Here is a 22,972-nt window from a genome sequence, read left to right as displayed (position 1 = left end):
CATGCCTACATTCAGCACACCTGACCCCATCACCTTGAACTTCGACGTGGCAGTCGGACACATCCGGATCACGGCGAGCAGCCGCAACGACACTGTCGTGGAAGTGTTGCCCAGCAACTCGTCTCGCGAGGTCGACGTTCGAGTCGCCGAACAAACACGCGTCGAATTCGCGGGTGGCCGGCTGCAGATCAAGACTCCGAGACAGCGCGGCCTCGGCATCTTCGGGAAGACAGGATCTGTGGACATCTCCGTTCAGCTTCCCTCCGGCTCGGAACTCGAAGGCACTGCCGCAGTTGCCAACCTCCGTAGCGAAGGCACTCTCGGACGATCACGGGTGAAGGTTTCCGCGGGCGATTGCACACTGGAAACCACCGGGCCGCTCAACATCAGCACCGGGGCCGGCGCGATCATCGTCGAGCACGTGGCCGGTGACATCGACACGAGCACCGGGTCCGGAAGCATCCGCATCGGCCGCGTCGACGGCAACGCGGAGGTCAAGAACTCCAACGGCGACATCAACATCGGCACGATCACCGGCGCACTGAAGGCGAAGACCGCCAACGGAAGCGTCGCCGTCGAGCATGCCGAATCCGATGCGAGCGCCGCAACCGCCAACGGCGACATCCGCTTCGAGGCCATCGAGAGTGGAGTCGTATCCGCCAAGACGGCCGCCGGACGAATCCATATCGGTGTTCGATCCGGAACCGCCGCGCGATTCGACGCTCATACGTCCTTCGGCCGCGTCGACAACCAGATGAATGCCACGCACGGTCCGGCTTCCACTGAACGCCGGGTAGACGTCCGGGCACACACCAGTTACGGCGACATCGTCATTCGACGTTCGGAGCCTCGAGAAGAATCCAACAAGAAGATCTAGCGAAAGGAACGCTGATGTCCCGTAAACCAGCCATCACCGCGACGGGCCTGAAGAAGGCCTACGACGACAAGACGGTACTGGACGGAATCGACATCTCCGTCGACCGCGGAACCGTCTTTGCACTCCTCGGCCCCAACGGCGCCGGCAAGACCACCATCGTGGAAATCCTCTCGACCCTCGTTCCCGCAGACGGCGGCGACATCCGCATCGCCGGGTACAACCCTTCCGACGATCCCGACGCGGTGCGTTCGCGCATCGGCGTCACCGGGCAGTTCTCAGCAGTCGACGACTATCTGTCCGGTGAGGAAAACCTTCTCCTCATGGCCGACCTGCACCATCTCGGCAAGGACGAACGTCGAACGCGCACTGAAGAACTCCTGAAGAAGTTCGATCTGATCGACTCCGCGGACAAGCTGGCGTCGACCTACTCGGGCGGCATGCGTCGACGGCTCGACCTGGCAATGACGTTGATCGGACGACCGGAGATCATCTTCCTGGACGAGCCCACCACCGGCCTCGACCCCCGGAGCCGACGCACCATGTGGCAGATCATCCGGGAGTTGGTCGAGGGCGGTGTCACCATCTTCCTCACGACCCAGTACCTCGAGGAAGCTGATCAACTGGCCGACCACATCGCCGTCCTCGATCAGGGACGGATCGTCGCCCAAGGTACGGCAGCGGAACTCAAACGGCACATCCCCGGCGGCCACATTCGTCTTCACTTCTTCGACCGAGATCAGCTCGATTCTGCTGCAGCTGTTTTCGACGAATCTTCACGTGACGATGCCGCCTATGTCCTCCAGGTCCCCAGCGACGGGGGTGTCCGCTCGCTGCGCTCTCTTCTCGACCAACTCGACGCTCACTCGATCGACGTCAAGGAACTCTCCGTGCACACACCCGACCTGGACGACGTGTTCCTGACTCTGACCGCCACCGAAAGGACCGACGCGCGATGACCACCATGACGCTTGCCTATCAGGACTCGAAAACCATGCTGCGTCGCAGTATTCGACACATCCTTCGATATCCGTCGATGACGGTGATGCTCGTCGGAATGCCAGTCGTTTTCCTACTGCTGTTCGTCTACGTGCTCGGCGGAACGCTCGGGAACGGCCTCGGCCCCGGCGGTGGCGGTCGAGCCGAGTACGTCAATTACGTTGCACCGGCGATCATTCTGATGACCGTGGCATCAGCGGCACAAGGTACTGCCATCTCCGTCGCAACCGATATGACCGCCGGGATCATTGCACGATTCCGAACGATGGCGATCACGCGCACGTCCGTCCTGACCGGTCACGTTCTCGGCAGCCTCCTTCAGACGATCGTGAGCCTCGTTGTCGTCATCGCCGTAGCGATAGCCGTCGGCTTCCGGCCCACTGCAGGCTTCGTGGAGTGGGCCGCGACGTTTGCACTCCTCGTCCTGGTCTCCATCGCCATGATCTGGTTGTCGGTCGCCTTCGGCCTCGTCAGCAAGAGTGTCGAGACGGCCAGCAACCTTCCAATGGTGTTGATCCTCTTGCCGTTCCTGGGAAGCGGCTTTGTCCCCACCGACTCGATGCCGACCGTGTTGCGATGGTTTGCCGAGTATCAGCCGTTCACTCCGATCATCGAGACTCTTCGAGGACTTCTTCTCGGCGAAGCTATCGGGAACAACGCGATACTCGCGATCGGATGGTGCGTCGCAATCACCTTCCTCTCCTACCTCTGGGCGCGGAGTTTGTTCAACCGACGCCCGGTGCGCTGACCTCGAAACACACGATCTTCGAGAACAGGTACGGTGTCGCTGTCGTCGAGTTCCGAGGCGATGGCGACGTCGTGTGGAAACCCCATGACGATCAACTCGCGCCCTGAGGCGCAGTCCCGTAACCGTTCCTCGTACGAATCCGACACCGCCGTCCAGGCAGTCGCCGCCATCTGCGCCTCGGGCGATGGGGACCCTTCCCAACCACTCGCGGTCAACGCCGTGACAACCGCACCGGCGCCCCACAGATCCTCCACCGCCGGACGCAACTCTCCACCGGGCCACTTTTCACCGGACGCGACTATCGCAACCCTCGATCTCGAACCATGTTCGTGCACAATCCAATCCGCGACGGCGGAAGCGTTCCTCAACGAAGCGCCGACACACACCGCAACCTGAGACGCCAACGCAAACGCGATAGTCGACCCGTTCGGCGACGGCAGCACCAGCCGACTCGACACCTCGGCTTCGCGAATCGTCTTGGGAGACAGACTGATCTGACCCTCCGCGGCTACGCTCCGCCTCACCGCCAGGACCGCATCGGCATCACGCGCGTAATCGACCGCGCGCTCGTCGTTCCAGGAAAAGGGAAGTACGTCGATTCCCGCGTCGGCGGCAACGCTCAGCGTCGTCGTGAACGAGAGAACGTCTACCACCACTGCCACATCGACGCCGGCAGCAATCGCTTCGGCGCCGCGCAACCCCCAGTCGAATCGAAGTCCGTAATCGAGTTGGCGATGCTCCGGATTCATCGCACCAGCATCTCAGAAACGAATCAGCTTGTCCGGCACGCGCAAGTCATCGTGCTCGTACAGTGCTCGCACGGCAACGGGATCGTCGGCGGCGCACACCGCGGCGACATCGTCCAACAGTAGGTCGTAGTCGGCGCCTGTCTTTCCGTCGTAGGCGGCCGTCATACGACCCCACTCGTCCCACGGCAGAGTTTCGACCTTGTTCATCGCGGCAAGATCCTTCACTGCGTTGCCGCGGATCTCGGCAGGCCCCCAGTTCTCGGTGCCGTACACCCCGAACTGGGACCCGTCGATCACGCCGCGTCGATACGCCAGCCACGCCTCACCACCACTGAGGAATTCTCCCGGCTGCAGGTTATGGGCGTGAGGAAGGACGTTTTGTCCGAGGATCTCCGAATCGATGCGGATCCACCGCTTGCCGGCGTCGTCCCAGTACTCGGTGATCCAGTGGTCCACGCCCTGTCCCGGTTGAAAGTAGGTGGCAAAACCACAGCGGACGCGAGCGGCAATTCCGCGAGAGCGCAGAAACGCACAACTCAAAACAGCAAAGTGCCGACAGGTTCCGACGAGCCGCTTGTCGGGTTCTCGGGCGGAGGTCACCGGTGCCGGATCGAGCGCAAGCAGGCGTTGAAGCAGAACGCTTGCCGGCCGGATCTGGTTTTCGTCGAATCGGTCGGTGGGCAGATTCAGCGACCGTGCATCGGTGGGTTGGACCACCAGGTACGGCACTACCCGGCATATTTGCATGGGGTCGGTGGGGAGCGACTCGAGGGCGAGCATGTCCACCCCGTCGATGCGGGTGAACGGTCCTGCTGATGTGTAGTCGAGAACCGCCGTCATGGGCGGAGGTTAACAAACACTGCCGACACAGCAACTCCACTATGGTTAGGGTCCCATAACCATGAAACCCGAGGTTGCCGTGAACCCTATGTTGAGCCGCCGTGCCATGCTGTCCGTCACCTTCGCAACAGCAGCCGGTTTCGCCCTTGCTGCCTGTGGCGACAGCGCGAAGGACGAATCCACTCCCGGCACCGAAGGTGCTCACGCCGAGGCCAACGCCTTCCCTGTGACGATCGACCACAAGTTCGGCTCCACCACCATCGAGCAGGCACCCAGCCGCATCGCAGCGGTCGGTATCGGCGACGCGGACGTTTTGCTTTCCCTCGGGCTGACGCCCGTCCTGGTCCCGGTGTGGAAGGGATCGACCGACGACGGAATCGGCGTCTGGGCCGACTCCGCAGTCCAGGGCGCCGAGCCGACGCCATTGGCCAACGCCACCACCGATTTCGACATCGAAACGATCGTGGCTGCAGCGCCTGACCTGATCATCGCCGTCAACAACGCGATCGACGAGGATCTGTACAAGCAGCTCAGCGCCATCGCGCCGACGGTGCTGCACGCCGCCGATCAGACGGATTGGGTTCTGCCCTGGCAGGAAGTCACGACCCGCATCGGTACGGCTGTGGGCGTTCCCGCGCAGGCAAAGAAGGAGGTCCAGGAAGTCGAAGACCTCATCGTTCGCACCCGCGCGGAGAACCCCCAGTTCGAAGGCAAGACAGCAGCTCTCGTCATTCGCTGGAGCGACGGAAATCTGCGAGCGTTCAGCCCCGAGGCAGCGCGGGCTCAGCTGCTCACGCAATTGGGATTCACGGCGCCTGCCGCACTGAAGGATCGGTTCGCGGGCAAGCTGAACTACGAGATCTCCGCCGAGAACTACGACCTCCTCGAGTGCGACTACCTGCTCTTCGACAACTACGAGAAGGCTCGCGCCGAGATGGAGTCGCAGCCGGCGTTCACCAATCTGAACGTGGTCGAGACCGGAGGCCTGATCAGCTTGGACCCCATCGTCAGTGACGCGGTGTCCATGCCGAACCCACTCACCATTCCGTTTGTGCTGGAAGATTTCGTCGCAAAGATCAATCAGACGATCGCTGGTCGATAACTTTCGTTCGGCCTGACCACACCCACAACACCACAGCCGACACGGCCACGCAGAGCGCAACGATCACCCATGGTGACGCCGGCGCTGCGTGGCCGTTGTCGACGAGGTCGTACACGAATCCGACTCCCACGGTTCCCAGGAGCGCGAGCAGACCGCCGATCGTGTTGAGCATGCCGAAGTGCGCTCCGAGGTTGCTTTCACGACCGAGGATCGCGATGGTGTCTCGCATCGGCGGCACCATCAACATCTGTCCCAGGTGCAGCAGCCCGATCCACACCGCCAGACCGACTATCTGCGTCGACGCCGAAGCTGCGGAGTCGACGCCGGTGACCAGCGGAACCAGGAACGACACCGAAATGAGCACAAGCCCGAAGGTGATCGCGCGCCGATGCCCGATGCGGTGGGCAACCGCGACCGTCGGTCCCTGCCCGACGATCACCAACACCGCCGCGCCCACGTAGAACCATCCCAGCGCCGACTGCGAACCGATTCCGCGCTCGAGCTGTTCCGGAAGCATCAGGTACAGCTGGCTGTACGCAACCAGCTGAAAACTGCAGAGCGTCGCGAAGAGCAGAAAGTTGTTGTTGGTCAGGACACTTCGCCAGACGTCGCGCAGCGTATAGGTCGACACCGGGCCGTCGTGGGCATCGCCCGGTCGGGGGAACCAGATGAAGAACCCGACCCACATGATCGCGAAGAGCAACGCGGCGCTCGACGCCGTCCACGAGAACGGAAACATCAGGAGAGCAGCTCCCAGCGCCGGACCGATCACTGTTCCCAGGCGGCTGCACATCTGTTCCACTGCAAACAAATCGGTACGACGCATAACTCCGGCGGACTCGAGTTCGCGTCCGTACTCCGCGTTGGCCGACTCCACTGCGGGCGCGAAGAGCGCGGCAGCAAAGCCGACCAGGAGCACGCCGACGATCACGGCGCTCATGCTTTCTGCCAGACCGAGCATCAGAAAACCGACTACACGAACGGCTATGCCCAGCAGGATGATCGGACGCTTGCCGAACCTGTCGGCGAGGCTTCCACCGATGAAGAACATGCCCTGCTGACTGAACATCCGCAATCCGAGGACCAGGCCGACAATCCAGGCCGCAAATCCGAGGTCCTCCGAAAGGTGCACCGCCAGAAAGGGGACAACCAGATAGAACCCGATGTTGAACAGCACCATCGAGAGGAGGAGCAGCTTCACCACCGGCGGCAGGACACGAACCTTCGCGAAGGTCTTGTTACCGGGGAAACGCTCACTGAGTACCACGATCAGAAGACTATTGCCCGCACGGCGTTCTGTGGAAATCTGCCATTTTACAATTGGTTAACTGTCCGTTTAGGTAGCGATGGTAATTATCTTCCGGGGGTTCGAGCACACGACAACGAGAGCCGGGATTTGATGAATGGATTGACGCGCCGCCAGATGGTCAAGGCGATGGCGGTAGCCGCGGGCACAGTCACCGCGAGCGCATTTACATTGGGTGCCAATACCTCCGTCGCGGGGGCGAGCCCCGCGCAGGAGATCAAAGTGCTCTCCCTCAACACCTGGCACGGCGGAACCAAGATCAACGGTGGCCTGCAGCTGATCGCCGACATGATCATCTCGACACAGGCGTCGATAGTTCTCCTGTCGGAAGCCGGCACTGCGACAACTGCATTGGCGGACATGCTGACCAAATCAGGAACCACCTTCTACGGAGCAGCGTCCTCCGACGTGGGGATTCTCTCCAAGTTTCCGATCGAGGAAACAGCCGACCTGAACTCGATGATCAAGGCAGTCGTGACGGTCGACGGCAAACAAATCGCCGCCTACTCGGCACATCTGGCCTACACGTCCTACGCGACGTATCTACCGCGCGGATACGGCGCGGGTGTTCCCAAGCCCGGAGAGTTCTCCGAGTTCGGCTGGAACAAGATGCCGTCCGGTCCGGTCACGGACCCCGAGACGGTTCAGCGCGTGAACATCAATTCGGGACGACCCAAGGCAATTTCGACGTTCGTCGACGATGCGGCAAAAGAACGGGCCAAGGGCAGATCCGTCATCCTCGGTGGCGATTTCAACGAACCGTCGGCCCTGGATTGGACCGACGGCACGCGAAATCTGTTCGACCACAACGGTGTAGTCGTTCCTTGGGAATCCACCCGCCTGCTCGACCAAACCGGATTCGTCGACGCTTACCGCAGTAAGTACCCGAACCCGGCCACACACCCGGGCTTCACCTGGCCGTCCGACAATCCCGACGTCGACACCTCACAGCTCACCTGGGCACCCGAGGCAGACGAACGCGATCGGATCGACTACATCTTCGCCGATCGCGCTTCGGACCTGAAGCTGGGATCCGTCGGGATCATCGGCCCGCGAAAGACGATCGTGCACAACCAAAGAGTGGAAGAGAACTCCCAGGACAACTTCATCGCTTCGCCGACGCCGTGGCCGACCGATCACAAAGCCGTTCTTGCGACGTATCGTTTTGCCAGCTTCGGCGGCGGATCATCGACCGGTTCGTGGAGCGGTTCCTGACAGGGCATCTCGTAGCCAGTCGATCATCATCGGCGTCAACTCGGGCAGCTTGGTCACTGCGCAGTGCCCCGCATCCGGGATGACGTGTACCTGCGTGTTCGGGCGCTCCTCGAAGAGAGTGGTGTCCGAGAGCGGAATGTGAACGTCGTCGGCCCCGTTGACCACAAGCATCGGGGTCCGGCCGTCGTCTGCGGTCATCAAGGCACTGCGATCGAAAGCACGGAGACCTTGTACCAGTGCATCTTTGGTTGCCGGCGCATCGAAACCCAGTGCGTTTCCGACGATGTCACCCATGCCGTAGACCAGGCGCTCCGCGTTCGCGGTCTCGAACGCGCCCTTGACCGGGGCGCCGATGTTGATCACCGCATCGACGGCGCCGGTCAACCCCGACCGCACGGCGAAGTTGCCACCGAAGGAAACTCCCAGGTGTGCCACCTGGCCATTGCCGAGGGCGCGAGCCGTCGCCACCAGTCCGTCGATCACCTCGTCACCGAAAGCGTCGAGAGGAACCGGTGATTCACCAGTTCCCGGCTGGTCGAAGGCAACAACAGTCACTCCGGCGTTCTTCGCGAACGCACTGACCAACGGATGCATGTCCATCTTCCAGCCGTCGACGCCGCCGCTGAGCAACAGGACGGGTGCGTCTTCGTACCGTCCGTCCGCCGAGAGGATGTGTACCGGTAGCTCGATCTCGCCGTTTCGGTAGGGCAGGGACAGGATTCGACGCTCGAACTCGAGCCCGAATCCCGGTGCTGCCTTGACGTATTCGTCCACCTGATTCTGCAGGGCCCGGCGCCGCGAATCGTTGGTCAGGACGGGGAACTTGGCGATTCCGTAGATCATCGCCGCGAGTGAATGATTGCCGTCGGCGGAGTACTTTGCTGCCAACGCCGACCACTCGTACGACCAACCACCCGGCGCGTCGGCCCAGGTCGAGTGGATGGACGCGCGCAGTTCCTCGAGATCCGAGACGGGGAGCCCGAAGCTCAGAAACTGTCCTGCGCGCTCTTCGAAGAGACCTCGGTGATTGACAGGAAATTCGTATGACATGGGAAAACACCCCTCAATTCATCTCTAATGCAACGATCAGTTGCATTAGCTCAGTGAACCACGTGCCTCCAGCTAACACAACACCTTGTTGCGATAAGGTTGGCTTATGACTTCGACACCACAACGGCCCGGAGGGCGTAGTGCCAGGGTGCGCGAGGCCGTCCTGGCAGCCACGGCGGCCGAATTGTCCGAACGCGGATTCGCCGCGATGACCATCGAGGACATAGCCACCCGCTCCGGAGTCCACAAGACCACGATCTACCGGCGGTGGAGCACGCTGTCCCAGTTGGTGGCCGACGCGGCGGTCGAGGTATCGGCAACCACCGTCCCCATCCCGGATACCGGTTCCATCGAATCCGACCTGCGCGAGATGGCCAGATCGATAGTCGCACTGGTGACCAGCGAGTCGGGCGGCGCGTTGGTGGCTGCACTGTTCTCCGATGCGGTCCGCACGCCCGAGGTCGCGAGACTCAAGCGCGAGTTCTATTCCGCACGTTACGAACTGGCAGACATCGTCGTCCACCGAGCAGTCGAGCGCGGGGAGATCTCCGAGAAGGTCTCGGCCGCTGATCTTCTGGCGGCCGTCGCCGCACCCATCTACTATCGCCTGCTGGTCGCCGATCTACCCGTCGACCAGTCGGTTGCCGATCGTGCTGCTGCCGGCGCGCTGGCTGCGGCCCGTGCCGGGGCACTCGATCAGGCCGAATGAGCCAGTGAATTCAGCGCTTCCACGATTGCCTCGTTGAATCCGCTGCCGCCATGCCCGGCGTCGTCGAGTACCACCAACTCACTACCCGGCCAACGCCGGTGGATCGCCCAGGCAGTGTCGAGTGGCCCGGAAATGTCATACCGTCCGTGCACGAGAATCGCGGGAATCTCAGCGAGACGGTCCATTCCGTCCAATATCTGATTCGGCGCCAGGAAGCAGTCGTTACCCCAGTAATGCGTAACCAGCCTGGTCATCACCCGGCGGAAGTCCGGATTCTGGTATCGAACACTCGGAGTCCACCCCGGCATCAGCGACACGTGCACGTCTTCCCAACGGCACCACTGCAACGCGGCATTCTCGCGCACAACAGGATCCGGATCGGCAAGCAGTCGCGCGTACGCCGCGGGGAGGTTTCCGTCACGCTCGTCCACCGGCAACGGCGCCACGAACTCTTCCCATTCACGCGGAAATACCCGGCCCATGGCACGGGTGATCCACTCGATTTCGACCCTCGTCCCGCCGGTGATCGCGCCCAGGGCCATCGCTTGCACCCGCGCGGGAAACGCCTGCGCGTACACCAGACCCAAACTCACGCCCCAGGAAAGTCCCGTCACGATCCATCGCTCGATACCGAGATGCTCACGAAGACGCTCGATGTCTTCCACAATGTGCGCCGTGGTGTTCACGGTCAGATCGACGTCCGGACTGCTCGCTAGCGGAAGACTGCGCCCACAGCCTCGCTGATCGAACAGAACTGCGCGAAAGACTTCGGGATCGAAGAAACGCCTGGCGCCGACAGTGCATCCCGAACCAGGACCGCCGTGTAGGTAGAGAACCGGAATGCCCGCCGGATTGCCGACTGTCTCCCAGTAGAGACTCTGACCGTCCGCCACTTCCAACAGCCCCGACTCGTACGGCTCGACGGGCGGGTACAGGACAGCAGTCATAGGCGGTGATTCTTCCATCAAGCTGCCTACTCGAGTAGGCAGCACGCGGCCGAGCAATGGCCTAGCGTGGACAGGACACCACTGCGACGGGAGTACACCAGATGCGTGATGGGTTCAGGTTGCCGGGATACGGCGGCGCCGCAGTCTTCCTTCGCAGTCATGCGGTTCCCGCCACTGTCTTCGAATCCGACGTACCCACACTCGTTTTCGACGTCGGGCTGCTCAGCCCCGACCGCTTCAATCAGTATCTCAGCCGACATACGGACGACGGATTCGTCGAACGGCTGGCGGCGTTCTTCTTTCACGCGGCCGCAGACTTCCATCCCGAGAAATCGCTTCCGGCGTTCACCGACGAACGACTCGGGCTGATGATCTCGGTCTGTTCCAGCACCGATCGAGAGGTGGAACTCGACTTCTCACTCGCCGAAGATCCCGAATCGGAGGACACCGAACGCGACGAGATGACCTTCGAGACAAGCCGAGTCGTCCTCGCGACCTCGGCGCAGACGGTTTCTCGACTGACCGGTGGAGTAACCACCCACTTCGACGGGGAGTTGTAGAGACATGGGTTTTCTCTTCGAGGTTCTCGATTTTCCCGAAGGCAGTCGGATGACCGATCTGTGGAACAACACATGGGCTGAGCCGGCAATGGGCGAGGAAATTGCCTCCGGCCACTTCATTCATCTGGGCGACGATCAACACGTCGACGTGGAGACCGATTTTCTCAGTAGCCACCTACCGTTCAACGTGGCAGGCTTCGGTGGAGTCTTTCCCGACGGCAAACCTTGGATGTTCGTCATGCAGAAGGCGCCGGCGGACCTCGCGACCAGGCTTCGCGGCGAGGACGATCCGCACTCACTTCTGCGCGGATCACTCGACCGCGCCATGTCTTTCAACCCTGATGCACTGGTGGCCGAGGAATTGTCCTGGAGGCACGCCGATCTGGTGAAGGTGTACGAGGAAGAGGGAATCCCTGCGGTATCCGTCGCGGGTTGGTCGGTTGCGGATCTCCTGCGTGGCCTCTTGGCGCAGTGTTGCAACGTCGAACTTGCCGCCGTCGTCGCCGGATACCCAGAGTGCGCCTATCCCGAATCGGCGCATGCGTGCGAAGCGGACGTGTTCTCAGACGTGTTCGCCGGTTGGGTCAGCGGACTGCGGTGATGTGACGGAGGAGACTCCACCCTCCCGATATTTCGGAGTAGACTCATTTATGAGCGTGATCCGAAATGGAACGAGGTGAGCGGGATGACGAAGCCGGACCAAGAGCTGGGCCGTCGCGAACGCAACAAACTCGAGAAGCAGACACGCATCTTCGACGCCGCTGCCGAACTGTTCGCGGAAAAGGGCTACAGCGCAGTCACAACTCAAGAAATTGCCGACCGCGCCGATGTAGCCGGCGGCACTCTCTTTCGTTACGCCGCAAGCAAAGCCGAGTTGCTGCTCATGGTGTACAACGCGGAATACCGCAAGCAGATCGAATTGGGAGAAGAGCGTGAAGCCAAGTCGACCGGCACAGAAGATCGTGTGCTCGAGCTGGTTTCACCCCTGCTGATCGCAAGTCGCCGAAACGACGAGAACACCGGCATCTACCAACGCGAGGTGTTGTTCGGTGAGCCCAGCGAGTGTTTCCGGGCCGAAGGCCTGGAACTCTCGCAGCGCCTGCAAACGCGGATTGCGCAAATCTTGCACGAGGCACACCCCAACCACACCACCCGAACAACCACTGCAGCGCGAACTATTTCCAACGTGCTGCACTTCGAAATAGCCCGCGCGGCATTGGACCGGATCACGGCTGACGAACTCACGAACATCGTTGCCGCACAGGTCCGATTGACGCTTGCCGGACTACCCACCGAATAGGATTGAGGATCGAAAATGACTGAACTGAAGCAGATCACCGTTCTGGGTACCGGAGTTCTCGGCTCACAGATCGCCTATCAGACCGCCTATCACGGCTTCGACGTCGTCGCGTACGACATCAACGTCGAGGTCATCGAAAAGGCCAAGGCTCGGTTCGACTCGTTGGCCGCGGCCTACAAGGCCGAGAACGTCGAGGGCGCCAAGGAAGGCAAGGCTGACGAAGCGCTGCAACGTATTACGTACTCGTACGATCTAGCCGAAGCCGTCGCCAAGGCCGACCTGGTCATCGAGGCAATTCCCGAGGACATCGCCATCAAGCGCGACACCTACGAGAAGCTTGCCACGGTTGCTCCGGAGCACACGGTGTTCGCCACAAACTCCTCGACGCTTCTGCCGAGCGATCTCAAGGAGTTCACCGGCCGCCCCGAGAAGTTCCTCGCACTGCACTTCGCAAATCACGTGTGGGTCAACAACACTGCCGAGGTCATGGGCACCGAGTCCACCGACCCCGCCGTGTACCGCGAGGTCGTCGAGTTCGCGAAGAACATCGGCATGGTGCCGATCGAACTCAAGAAGGAGAAGGCGGGCTACGTACTCAACTCGCTCCTGGTCCCGCTCCTCAACGCGGCCTCCGACCTGCTGATCGACGGCATCGCCGATCCCGACATGGTCGACAAGACGTGGCGTATCGGCACCGGAGCCCCGTTCGGCCCCTTCCAGATCATGGACGTCGTCGGGTTGACCACCGTCTACAACATCTCCTCCCAGGGCGGCGAGAAGCAGCGCGAATTCGCCGACTACATCAAGAAGAACTACATCGACGAGGGCAAGCTCGGCGTTGCTGTCGGCGAGGGCTTCTACAACTACAAGGGCTGATCAACTGCAAGGCTGATCAACCAACCGGCTCACCGCGCGGTGGTTACGACGTGAATTCACGTGGTAGCCACCGCGCGGACGTCTGTTGTCAGTAAGTCCGAAACCACCCTGAGCGATTGTGACGCAAGCTTCTTCACGTGCGAACCCATCATCAGGAGAGATCCCCACATGCGTCGTTCCGCCATCTCGGCACTCACAACACTGGCACTGCTCGGCGCCGGAACATTGGTCAGCACACCCGCTGTCGCCGCTCCCCTCGCGTGTGGCGGAATCTCCACCGGTTCGTTCTCAGGCTCCGCCGGCGGATCGGAGTACCTGTGCGCCAAGGAAGGTGATCTCCTGGACGTGCGCATCGGCGACGTTCACGCGACACAACCGTCACTCGGCTACGACGAGGTGTACTACAAGCTCGGGCGATACACGCTCGGAAAAGACACGATCAACAAGAAGTTCGACGACTGGTGTGAGGCGAACGGCCAGATCCAGGCCGCGACCGCTACTGCGGCGTCGACGCTGAAGGACCCGTCGTCCTTCACCTGCCAGATTCCAGTGGGTCAGGAAACCGCCGAGAGCATCGCGCCCATGAAGACCGTGGTCGTCGGACCCCGCGGCGATCTCTACCTGACCGACGGTCACCACACCCTCACGTCCTTCATCGAGACGGCCGACGGAGGCCCCGACCTGCACGTGCGACTGCGGGTTCTCGGCAACCTCAGTGGCCTGAGTGAAGGCGCCTTCTGGACCGAGATGGAAAAGAACAAGTGGGTCTGGTCGCGTGACGTCGACGGAAACCAGGTACCGGTCCAGGCTCTGCCGAAGAGCGTCGGCCTGGCCAACTTCGCCGACGACAAGTACCGCAGCTTGATGTACTTCTCCCGCGACATCGGATTCGCCGCAGGCACGATTCCGTTCCAGGAGTTCTACTGGGGCGCCTGGGTCCGCGACACCGCGCCCGTCGACCTCACCAACTGGAATCGCGATGATCTCTCCAGCTACCTGGGCACCGTGAAGTCGGTGACCAAAGCACAGACAGCGTTGACGGGCGATGCCGTCGTCGACAGCGGATTCACTGCCACCGATCTTGGCGTCCTGTCGGCCTGGAACGACGGCAAAGCCGAGTCCAAGGGCGAGTTCGCAAAGCTGTCCAAGCCGTACACAGACGACAAGCCGGGCAAGATCGCCTACGCACTTGCCTACAAAGCAACCCTCTGACCTGCTCAGATCCAAGTCACACCAAGCAGACTTGACTAAGGTAAGCCTCTACTCAGTAGTCTGAACCCATTCGGGTGCCGCTTCATCGAAGCAGCGACGCCCTGCCCTGACGGAATACATGCCGTCGTATCTGCCCGGTCGAACAATCTCCGGGCAACCAGGACAGGGAGAAGGTTGCTGCAGTGAGCACGTCCATCGTCGGTTTGTACGACCCCGCAGATGACAAGAGCAGTTGCGGGGTCGGGTTCATCACGCGCAAGGACGGCGTGCAGACCCACGATGTCCTGATCAAGGGCCGCGAAGCGCTCTGCTCGGTTCCGCACCGCGGCGGTATGTCCTCCGAGGGCGTCGGCGACGGCGGCGGCGTCTCGGTGGACCTCTCCCTCCGGTTCTTCCGCAAGGTAACCGGGCGCTCCGACCTTCGCGCCGGACGCTTCTGCGTCGGCAACTTCTTCCTTCCGGACGACGACGCCCAGCACGCTCGCGCTGCCGCCCTGGTCGAACGTGAACTTCTCGATCGCGGTTTCACCACTCTCGCAGTGCGCGACGTCCCGGTCGACAACTCGGCGATTCGGCCGGCCGCGATCGCGCATCAACTTCCGGTCAGGCAGTGGATTTTCGAGGTGCCCACTCCTCGCACCGAGCCTGCGGTAGTCGATCGCCTCGTGCACGAAGCTCTGCTCGCCATCGAAGCCATCGCGTACAACACCCCTGCACTGCGCGGGTTGTACCCACTCTCGCTGAGCGCGCGAACTCAGGTTCTCAAGGGTCGCTTGAACTCCGACGAAGTGATCCCGTACTTCCGCGACCTGGTCGACCCCGATCACGCCGTGCACACGATGTACTTCCATACGCGGTTCTCGACCAACACGGACCCGCATCCCACGATGGCGCAGCCGTTCCGGTTCATGGCTCACAACGGAGAACTGAACACGGACAAGAAGAATCGGCTCTCCGAAGCTGCTGTCGCCAGTGCAAAACGACGTGCGATCGTCCGTCCGCCCGGCCAGTCCGACAGTTGCCGACTCGATCAGACCCTGGAAGCACGCGTCATCGAGGACAGTGTCGACCTGGTGACGGCTGTGGTCTCGATGATGCCGCCGGCCTGGGAAAACGACACCACCCTCTCCCCCGCAGTGCGTGCGATGTTCGAGTACTTCTCGCTGTACGAGGAGAAGAACGACGGACCGGCAGCGCTGGTGTTCGGCGACGGCACCATCATCGGTGCGCGCCTGGATCGCCTCGGTCTGCGTCCACTACGCACGATCGAGACACACGACTACGTGTGCGCATTCTCCGAAGCCGGACAGATCGCGTTCGCACCCGAGACGGTGATTCACCGTGGCCGCGTCGAGGCCGGCGGAATGTTGTACTTCGATCATCGCGATCGCCATACCTACACTGCCCGCGAAGCTCTGGAAAAGATTGCCGCTCAGCGCGACTACCAGTCGTTGCTGGAGCAATCGCGAATCCTGATCGAAGACATTCCCGCCGTGCCAGCGGAGAAGGTCAGCTCCCCGACCCGCTACAACGGCACCTTCGAGGTTCATCAGCGCTACATGGCGTACTCCCTGGATCAGGAAAGTTTCAAATTCCTGATGGATCCGATGCTCACGCACGGAGCCGAAAAGGTCTCCGCCATGGGTTACGGCAACGCCATCAACGCATTCAGCGACCGCGAAGGCGGCGTGGCTCGTTACTTTTCGCAGCGATTCGCCCAGGTCACCAACCCTCCGCTCGACAGCATCCGTGAAGCGGACGGTATGACTCTCCGGGTCGCATTGGGTGCGAAGATGTCTCCCGGACAGGGCAAGCAGATCGTCATCGCCTCGCCGATCCTCGGGCACCTGGACATGCTCAAGATCCGCGAACAGAACCACACTCCGCACCGCCGCTTCGAAATGCTCTACCCCGCCGAGGGTGACGCGCAGGCAATGGTCGACGCGATGACCGCGCTCGGCGACGCTGTTGTAGCCTTCGCGGCCGAACAGGGCGGAATCGCAGTCCTGACCGACCGCCACGTATCTCACGAGCGCGCAACACTTCCCGCGATCATGGTCGTCGGAGCATTGAACCAACGCCTCATCGACGCGGGCCTGCGATTGCGCGTCTCTCTCATCGTGGAGAGCGGCCAGATCGAGTCCTCCCACCACGTTGCGGCCGCACTCGGTTTCGGCGCTTCCGCCGTCTACCCGCTGTCCGTTCAGTTGCGAGCCGAGGAGAAGTTCGCCGCTGACCCGGATGCCGCGTTCCGACGCTTCGCGAAGGCCGCCGAGAAGTCCCTGATGAAGACGATGGGACGCGTCGGTCTGTGCACCGTCGAAAGCTACATCGGCGGAGAATTTTTCGAACCCAACTTCCTCGATACGTCCGACCCTGTTCTGCGCCAGTGGCTCCCCAACATGAAGTCACCGGTGGGTGGCGTCGGTTTCGAGACCGTCGCGGTGACCTCGAAGCAGTGGCACGAGCGTGCGAGCGCAGTCGGGGGCGAGAAGGATCTGCCACTGCTCGGCCTGTTCAAGGAGCGTGCAGACGGCGCAGGGCATTCGTTCGGTACCACCGCGGTCCGTAAGTACGTCGAACTCACCGAAGAGAAGATCGCATTCGACAGTCCCTCCGGAACAGAACAATTCGAGGCTCTACGTCTACTGCCGCTCGGACGGCTCGACGACGCCTTCCGCCTCGACGCCGGGGCATACCGGGCGACGAGCTTCGACCGGTTGACCACCGAGCAGATCGACGACTTCGACATCACCGCCGGGTACCGGGACTTTTCCACTGTCATGGCTGCGGAACGATCGCGTCGTCCCGCCGCGTTGCGCGATGTCATCTCCGTGCCCGGTGATGTCACATTTGCGGTGACGACAGCCGAGTTCACCGACCAGATCAGCCGATTCTCGGTGCGCGGCAATAAGACGATCGTGATGCGTGGAATCCGGTGTGAATCTGCCGCGGACGGCCGGTACACACTTAGCCTGGACGGTCCACTGGCCGACGACACCGCTCGGGTGGTAGCACTCGGCGATGCTCTTTCCGTCGCCTTTGCCGACGACGTCACCATCGAGGCCACCGACCCGGATCTGGTGCTGAATGCAACCGGTATTGCGGCAGAGTTCCTGTCCAAGCTGAGGGTCGCACCGGCAGGTGTACCTCTCTCCGAGGTACAGAGTGCAAGCGACATCACCCCGAAGTTGGCGTCGGGTGCCATGAGCCATGGCGCACTGAACGCTCCGGCGCACGAAGCCGTCGCGCACGGCACGAACATGGTCGGTGCGATGTCCAACAGCGGCGAAGGCGGCGAACACCTTTCGCGCTACAACACGATTCGTGCATCGCGCATCAAGCAGTTTGCATCCGGACGCTTCGGAATCTGGGCGGGCTACCTCGCCGATCCGATGCTCGAAGAGATCGAGATCAAACTCGGCCAAGGCGCAAAACCCGGTGAGGGCGGGCAGCTTCCGGCCGCCAAGGTCACCGTCGACATCGCTGCCGCCCGCGGCGGAACGCCCGGCGTCGAACTGGTTTCGCCGCCGCCTCACCACGACACGTACTCCATCGAGGACCTCGCTCAGCTCATCCACGACTGCAAGGCAGCTCGCATTCGGGTGATCGTGAAGTTGGTGTCCTCGGAAGGAATCGGCACCATCGCCGTCGGTGTCGCCAAGGCCGGCGCCGACGTCATCAACGTCGCCGGAAATACCGGTGGCACCGGCGCAGCTTCGGTGACCAGCCTCAAATACGCGGGTCGTGCGGCCGAGGTCGGTATCGCGGAGGTCCATCAAGCTCTGTGTGCCAACGGACTTCGCCAGAAAGTCGTTCTGCGATGCTCGGGCGCGCATCAGACCGGCAGCGACATCATCACTTCCGCCCTACTCGGCGCAGACAGCTTCGAGTTCGGTACGTCGGCGCTGATGATGATGGGCTGCGTCATGGCCAAGAACTGCAACATCAAGTGCCCCGCCGGTCTGACCACCAACCCGGAACTGTTCGACGGCGATCCCCGCGCGATGGCGCAGTACCTTCTCAACATCGCTCACGAAACTCGGGAACTGCTCGCGAATCTGGGAATGCGGTCCCTTCAGGAAGCGCGGGGTCGAACGGATCTCCTGCATCTGCTCGATCACCCGTCTATTGTCGGCAATCTGAAGCTGGACGCGATGTTCGAGTCCGCCCCGGACATCACCATCGACAATCCTGTGTACCTCGAACGTGAGTACGCGCTCGACGAGAAGATCATGGACGAGGTTCGTACGGTGTTCTTCAACCGTGGCGAGGCCTCGGTCGCCGTGTCCGGACCTGAATTCGCCGAAGGTGCACTGCACCTGGGTAACCGGAACAAGAGCGTCGGTGGTCAGTTGGCGATCGACCTCGAACGCGAACTCAACTACGGAGCGGCCGGCCTTCTCGCTCCGGGAGTACTGACCGACGAGCGTGGGCGACGCTACCTGGCGCCGGGCAGCGTGCGCGTCCTGACGACCGGATCTGCGGGCCTGTCGTTCGGCGCATTCTGCAACGACGGCATGCACCTGGAACACACCGGGACATGTAACGACGGCGTAGGAAAGAGCATGAGCGGCGGCGTGATTGCCGTGCGCAGCCCAGGCGGCGGCTCCAGTGACGCCGGTGGAAACGTGTTGATCGGCAACTTCGCGCTCTTCGGCGCCACCGGTGGACGAGTGTTCGTCGAAGGTGAAGCAGGCGATCGCTTCGCAGTTCGCAACTCCGGCGCCAGTGCTGTCGTCGAAGGTGTCGGAGACTTCGCCGGCGAGTACATGACTAACGGTGCTGTCGTGAATCTCGGCGAGTTCGGCAAGGGTGTCGGCAACGGCATGAGTGGTGGCTTCTTCTACCAGTACGACCCTCGTGGCGAATTGGCACTGCGAGCAAGTACCGATTCCGTACTGCTGGGTTCGATCACCGCTGCGACCGACCCTCTTGCCGCCGTCCACAACCACGCAGTACAACTCCTGCTCGAACTGCATGTGGAGGCAACGGGATCCGCGCTCGGCACCCGACTGCTCGAGAACTGGGAAGTCGAACAGCACTCGTTCGTCTACGCGATGCCCAAGGCACTGATGCTCTACCAGGACAGTGATGCAATCCTGGCTGCGAAGTCGCACAAAGAGCTCCTCGAAGAATTGGCGTCCGCCATCGCAGCACGTCAGGTCCGCACCTTCAAACTCGCAGTGCGCGACGGGCGCCCCGCACTGAACGGAGCAGTCCCTGCCTACGGCGAGACCGATACGGCGACGATGTATGCGCTGCTCAGTGAGTACACCGTGCTTCACTTCGCGCAACAACTCGCCACCGCCCGCACGCCGGGTGCGTCCGGACCCGACGATCCAGCAGTGCAGAAAGCGGCCCGAAACCTGGTGCTGACCGAGGACTTCGCCCTCGTCCAGCACTTGGTCAAGTACTCGAAAGAGATTCTGGCCGACTACGACGACGAACAGTTGGCTGCGCTGATTGCAGCCAAGCGGGTCGACGACTACAAGCAGGCGCTGAGCCTACGCAACGTGTTGGCCATGGACAGCCCGGCGACGTACGGGTGGATTCTGTTTCAAGACAACAAGAATCGGGACAAGCTCGGATCACTGCCGAACTTCGACGAACTGTTCGCTTCGCGCACGATCCCCGACCTGGTGTCCTGACCTCCTCCCCCGAAAGTAGGTGAGCTTCAAATCATGGAAATCCCGTACATCCCCGAATACGCACCGTTCACCGGCGACCAGCGCGCGTGGCTTTCCGGATTCCTGGCCGGTCTACACTCGCGAACTGTCATGTCCGGTCAAACCGGTACTGCAACAGCGACAGTGGAGAGAGCTGCCGGCGCAGCCGTGCACATCCTTTACGGAAGTCAGACCGGCAACGCGGAGTCCGTGGCTGAAGACGTAGCCGCAGCTGCTCGTGCCCACGGTCTCGAACCACTTGTCGCGAGTCTGGACACCGTGGATATCAATGCACTTTCCGCCATGCGCCGGGTGCTCGTCATCACCTCCACCTACGGCGAGGGCGAGATGCCCGACAACGCGCAGCTGTTCTGGGATGCAGTCGAATCCGAGAGTGCGCCCCGGCTGGAGGGTCTCTACTTCGGAGTACTCGCACTCGGTGACACCAGCTACGACGGGTACTGCCAGTCGGGAAAGAACATCGACGCCCGCTTCGAAGCGCTCGGCGGGACCCGGGTTGTCGACCGCACCGATTGCGACGTCGACTACGAGGATCCGGCGGCCGAGTGGATCGTTCGGGCCGTCGCTGCGGTGGCCGGTGTCGACGGTGATGCGGGGGCCGCTGCCTCGCCGGTTGCGCCCGCTCAGACGAAGACCAAGTCCCAGTGGACTCGCAAGAACCCCTATCCTGCAACCGTCCTCGCCAACCGGCTGTTGTCCGGCGAGGACTCAGCCAAGGAAGTCCGCCACTTCACCTTTGCGCTCGGCGAGGACGGTCTGGACTACGAGGCCGGAGATGGATTGGGCATCCGCCCGATCAACGACCCCGCCCTCGTCGAGGCGATCATCCATCAGCTCGGTGTCAGCGGCGATTACGTGGTTACCGCGAAAGACGGCTCGTCCGCACCGTTGGACCAGGTGTTGACCAGCGACTACGAGATCTCCATTCCCTCGCGCGATTTGATCGAAGACATCGCCCGACGCAGCGGCGACGCCGAACTGCAGCATATTCTCGACACGGAAGATCGGGAAGCGCTCGATGCGTGGCTGTGGGGCAAGGACGTTCTCGATCTCCTCCAGTTGGACAACAGCATTCGCCTGAATCCCGAGGATCTGCTTACACTTCTTCGCCCGCTGCAACATCGGGTCTATTCGATCTCCTCCAGCCCGCTGGCCCACGACGGCACCGTCCATCTGACGGTAGCGAGTGTGCGCTACCGCTCGGGCGAGCGGGACCGCGGCGGCGTCTGCTCGACGTACCTGGCGGACCGCGTCGGCGAGGGAGATCGGGTCGGAGTTTTTGTCTCCAAGAACAATTCGTTCCGCCTACCTGCCGATGACACTACTCCCGTCGTGATGATCGGACCCGGCACCGGTATCGCACCCTTCCGCGCTTTCCTGCACGAGCGTCGCGCGCGCAACGCGTCGGGGCAGAATTGGCTCTTCTTCGGCGATCAGCATCAGTCGAGCGACTTCATCTACGAGGACGAGTTGAACGGGCTGACCCGTGACGGTGTCCTGACTCGCCTCGATCTGGCCTTCTCGCGCGATCAGTCCGAGAAGATCTACGTCCAGACTCGTATGCGCGAGCAGGGCCGAGACTTGTTCGACTGGCTCGAAAACGGTGCGCACGTGTACGTCTGCGGCGACGCCACTCGGATGGCAAAGGACGTCGACGACGCATTGCACGAGGTCGTCGCCGAGCACGGCGGATTGGATGCGGACGCCGCCGAGGATTACGTCAACAACCTCAAACGATCGAAGCGGTACCTAAGGGATGTCTACTGAGATGTGCCCGCACCGTGGCGAATGTCGTTGCGCAGCTTTGGCACGCATGTCGGACCTGGACGCACTGCTTGCGCGTCCGGGGTTCCGTGGTGGACTGATCGACACCGCACCTGACGTAGTCGGCGAAATGTTGCCGCTCTTGGACGACACCGTAGCAATCACCGTCGCAGGCCCGGTGGCTGTCAACGACTCGGGCAAGTACTCCGTTCCGACAGTTCCCGGAGATCCGTTGGTCTGCACGCCCGGGCTCGTCTCTCTGCGTTTGAACGTTGCCTCCCTCGGCTCGGTGGTGACCACGGAAGCAGAGCAGCACATACCGCCGACGCTCCGCATGTTCGACATCCACGGATCAAGTTCACACACCACGTATTTGACCCCGGCCTCGGATCGTCTCGCCTTCGAAGCGATGCGAACTGCGCCGAGCACTGCGAGGGAAACAAGCCCTCCCATCCAGACGTCGAATACGCCCGCATTCTGGGCCGAAGCCGATCAGCTGACACAGCTCGACTTCATCCTCGCGGACGGCGGCAGCGAACGTCGTAGCGGCCTGGTCGCTCTGGGCGCCCTCGGTTACCGGCGAGTCGATCCTCACCTCGTGGCTGCCGGGATGGAGCACCTGTCCTACCACCAACTTCCCGTCACGACCGTCGTCGCCGGGAACGGATGCCTGCAGATCCACCGTGGTGACCTCGACGCCGCAGCCATGTTCGGGGGGACGCTGACTTTGGCGTCCGACACCTGCCGGACGATGATCGACCTGAATGGTGTCTCGGAGTGCTGGCTGACTCGCACCCACGGCGTTCACGGCCTGACCAGCTCGATCGAGATGTACGACTTCCGCCGCAAATGCGTGGCAGTCTTCACCCAAACGGGTCCAACCGAACCCGCAGTCATGGGCGTGTGGGAAGACGTCATGAGTTCCATCTCGGCCGCATCCTGACACCGACAGATGCTGTGCGAGTGTAAGAAATCGGCGTACGGCGATAACCATATGGAGCCATCGACCCCTAACCTTAGGTCTCGGTCAT

Annotated in this window: 19 protein-coding genes; 14 read left to right on the top strand and 5 right to left on the bottom strand. The window is 62.0% G+C overall.

Annotated features, from left to right (window positions below; translation table 11 throughout):
* The first annotated feature begins 1 nt into the window (after position 1).
* Genes YH3_RS13505 through YH3_RS13495 form a run of 3 tightly spaced genes read left to right on the top strand, consistent with a single transcriptional unit; the run spans position 2 to position 2,621 of the window.
* A complete protein-coding gene (locus YH3_RS13505) occupies positions 2-877 on the top strand; it encodes a DUF4097 family beta strand repeat-containing protein (RefSeq protein WP_064443579.1) in 876 nt (291 codons plus the stop codon).
* A 14-nt stretch (positions 878-891) separates the two neighbouring features.
* Complete coding sequence (locus tag YH3_RS13500) at positions 892-1,833, top strand: ATP-binding cassette domain-containing protein (RefSeq protein WP_064443578.1); 942 nt, start codon at positions 892-894, stop codon at positions 1,831-1,833.
* Positions 1,830-2,621 (top strand): ABC transporter permease, encoded by a 792-nt coding sequence (locus YH3_RS13495; RefSeq protein ID WP_054780764.1) that lies wholly within the window; start codon positions 1,830-1,832, stop codon positions 2,619-2,621. The genes YH3_RS13500 and YH3_RS13495 overlap by 4 nt, the downstream gene beginning before the upstream one ends.
* Here YH3_RS13495 and YH3_RS13490 read toward each other — a convergent pair.
* Both YH3_RS13490 and YH3_RS13485 read right to left on the bottom strand, forming a co-directional pair.
* Positions 2,576-3,370 (bottom strand): 2-phosphosulfolactate phosphatase, encoded by a 795-nt coding sequence (locus YH3_RS13490; protein ID WP_064443577.1) that lies wholly within the window; start codon positions 3,368-3,370, stop codon positions 2,576-2,578. The genes YH3_RS13495 and YH3_RS13490 overlap by 46 nt on opposite strands.
* A 12-nt stretch (positions 3,371-3,382) precedes the next feature.
* Positions 3,383-4,210, bottom strand: a complete 828-nt coding sequence (locus YH3_RS13485; protein WP_064443576.1) for a transglutaminase family protein — start codon at positions 4,208-4,210, stop codon at positions 3,383-3,385.
* An 88-nt stretch (positions 4,211-4,298) separates the two neighbouring features.
* Between YH3_RS13485 and YH3_RS13480 the strand changes: the two genes are divergently transcribed.
* Positions 4,299-5,312 (top strand): ABC transporter substrate-binding protein, encoded by a 1,014-nt coding sequence (locus YH3_RS13480; protein ID WP_007730352.1) that lies wholly within the window; start codon positions 4,299-4,301, stop codon positions 5,310-5,312.
* Here YH3_RS13480 and YH3_RS13475 read toward each other — a convergent pair.
* Positions 5,287-6,579 (bottom strand): MFS transporter, encoded by a 1,293-nt coding sequence (locus tag YH3_RS13475; RefSeq protein WP_007730351.1) that lies wholly within the window; start codon positions 6,577-6,579, stop codon positions 5,287-5,289. The two genes, YH3_RS13480 and YH3_RS13475, sit on opposite strands and share 26 nt — an antisense overlap.
* A 132-nt stretch (positions 6,580-6,711) precedes the next feature.
* Between YH3_RS13475 and YH3_RS13470 the strand changes: the two genes are divergently transcribed.
* The gene (locus YH3_RS13470) at positions 6,712-7,833 is read left to right on the top strand and encodes an endonuclease/exonuclease/phosphatase family protein (protein WP_064443575.1); all 1,122 of its coding nucleotides are present in this window, start codon (positions 6,712-6,714) and stop codon (positions 7,831-7,833) included.
* Here YH3_RS13470 and YH3_RS13465 read toward each other — a convergent pair.
* A complete protein-coding gene (locus YH3_RS13465) occupies positions 7,804-8,883 on the bottom strand; it encodes an alpha/beta fold hydrolase (RefSeq protein ID WP_064443574.1) in 1,080 nt (359 codons plus the stop codon). The genes YH3_RS13470 and YH3_RS13465 overlap by 30 nt on opposite strands.
* A 106-nt stretch (positions 8,884-8,989) precedes the next feature.
* Between YH3_RS13465 and YH3_RS13460 the strand changes: the two genes are divergently transcribed.
* A complete protein-coding gene (locus tag YH3_RS13460; protein ID WP_238592613.1) occupies positions 8,990-9,592 on the top strand; it encodes a TetR/AcrR family transcriptional regulator in 603 nt (200 codons plus the stop codon).
* Here the strand turns inward: YH3_RS13460 and pip are convergent.
* On the bottom strand, positions 9,580-10,539 hold the full coding sequence (pip, locus tag YH3_RS13455) for a prolyl aminopeptidase (protein ID WP_058038393.1): 960 nt from the start codon (positions 10,537-10,539) through the stop codon (positions 9,580-9,582). The two genes, YH3_RS13460 and pip, sit on opposite strands and share 13 nt — an antisense overlap.
* Before the next feature lie 101 nt (positions 10,540-10,640).
* On the opposite strand from pip, the gene YH3_RS13450 reads away from it, so the two are divergent.
* From YH3_RS13450 to YH3_RS13415, 8 genes are all read left to right on the top strand, one after another.
* The gene (locus YH3_RS13450) at positions 10,641-11,099 is read left to right on the top strand and encodes a hypothetical protein (RefSeq protein WP_003942982.1); all 459 of its coding nucleotides are present in this window, start codon (positions 10,641-10,643) and stop codon (positions 11,097-11,099) included.
* Positions 11,100-11,103: 4 nt separating this feature from the next.
* Positions 11,104-11,700, top strand: a complete 597-nt coding sequence (locus YH3_RS13445) for a hypothetical protein (RefSeq protein ID WP_007730333.1) — start codon at positions 11,104-11,106, stop codon at positions 11,698-11,700.
* Positions 11,701-11,784: 84 nt separating this feature from the next.
* Positions 11,785-12,399: a TetR/AcrR family transcriptional regulator gene (locus tag YH3_RS13440; protein ID WP_030536169.1), complete on the top strand. Its 615-nt coding sequence runs from the start codon at positions 11,785-11,787 to the stop codon at positions 12,397-12,399.
* Between the two features lie 15 nt (positions 12,400-12,414).
* A complete protein-coding gene (locus tag YH3_RS13435) occupies positions 12,415-13,275 on the top strand; it encodes a 3-hydroxyacyl-CoA dehydrogenase (RefSeq protein ID WP_064443572.1) in 861 nt (286 codons plus the stop codon).
* A 168-nt stretch (positions 13,276-13,443) separates the two neighbouring features.
* Positions 13,444-14,487, top strand: a complete 1,044-nt coding sequence (locus YH3_RS13430) for a ParB/Srx family N-terminal domain-containing protein (protein ID WP_007730324.1) — start codon at positions 13,444-13,446, stop codon at positions 14,485-14,487.
* Between the two features lie 182 nt (positions 14,488-14,669).
* Positions 14,670-20,138, top strand: coding sequence for a glutamate synthase-related protein (locus YH3_RS13425; protein ID WP_064443571.1), 5,469 nt, complete (start codon positions 14,670-14,672; stop codon positions 20,136-20,138).
* Positions 20,139-20,171: 33 nt separating this feature from the next.
* Positions 20,172-21,944 carry a sulfite reductase subunit alpha gene (locus YH3_RS13420; RefSeq protein ID WP_042451613.1) on the top strand — a complete coding sequence of 591 codons (1,773 nt, stop codon included), beginning with the start codon at positions 20,172-20,174 and terminating at the stop codon, positions 21,942-21,944.
* Between the two features lie 46 nt (positions 21,945-21,990).
* On the top strand, positions 21,991-22,884 hold the full coding sequence (locus tag YH3_RS13415) for a hypothetical protein (RefSeq protein ID WP_042451690.1): 894 nt from the start codon (positions 21,991-21,993) through the stop codon (positions 22,882-22,884).
* Positions 22,885-22,972 lie beyond the last annotated feature (88 nt).

Source organism: Rhodococcus sp. YH3-3 (assembly GCF_001653035.1).
Classification (GTDB): Bacteria; Actinomycetota; Actinomycetes; order Mycobacteriales; family Mycobacteriaceae; genus Rhodococcus_F; species Rhodococcus_F qingshengii.
Note: the sequence above shows the minus strand (reverse complement) of the source record. Positions and strands in the feature narration are given on the sequence as shown.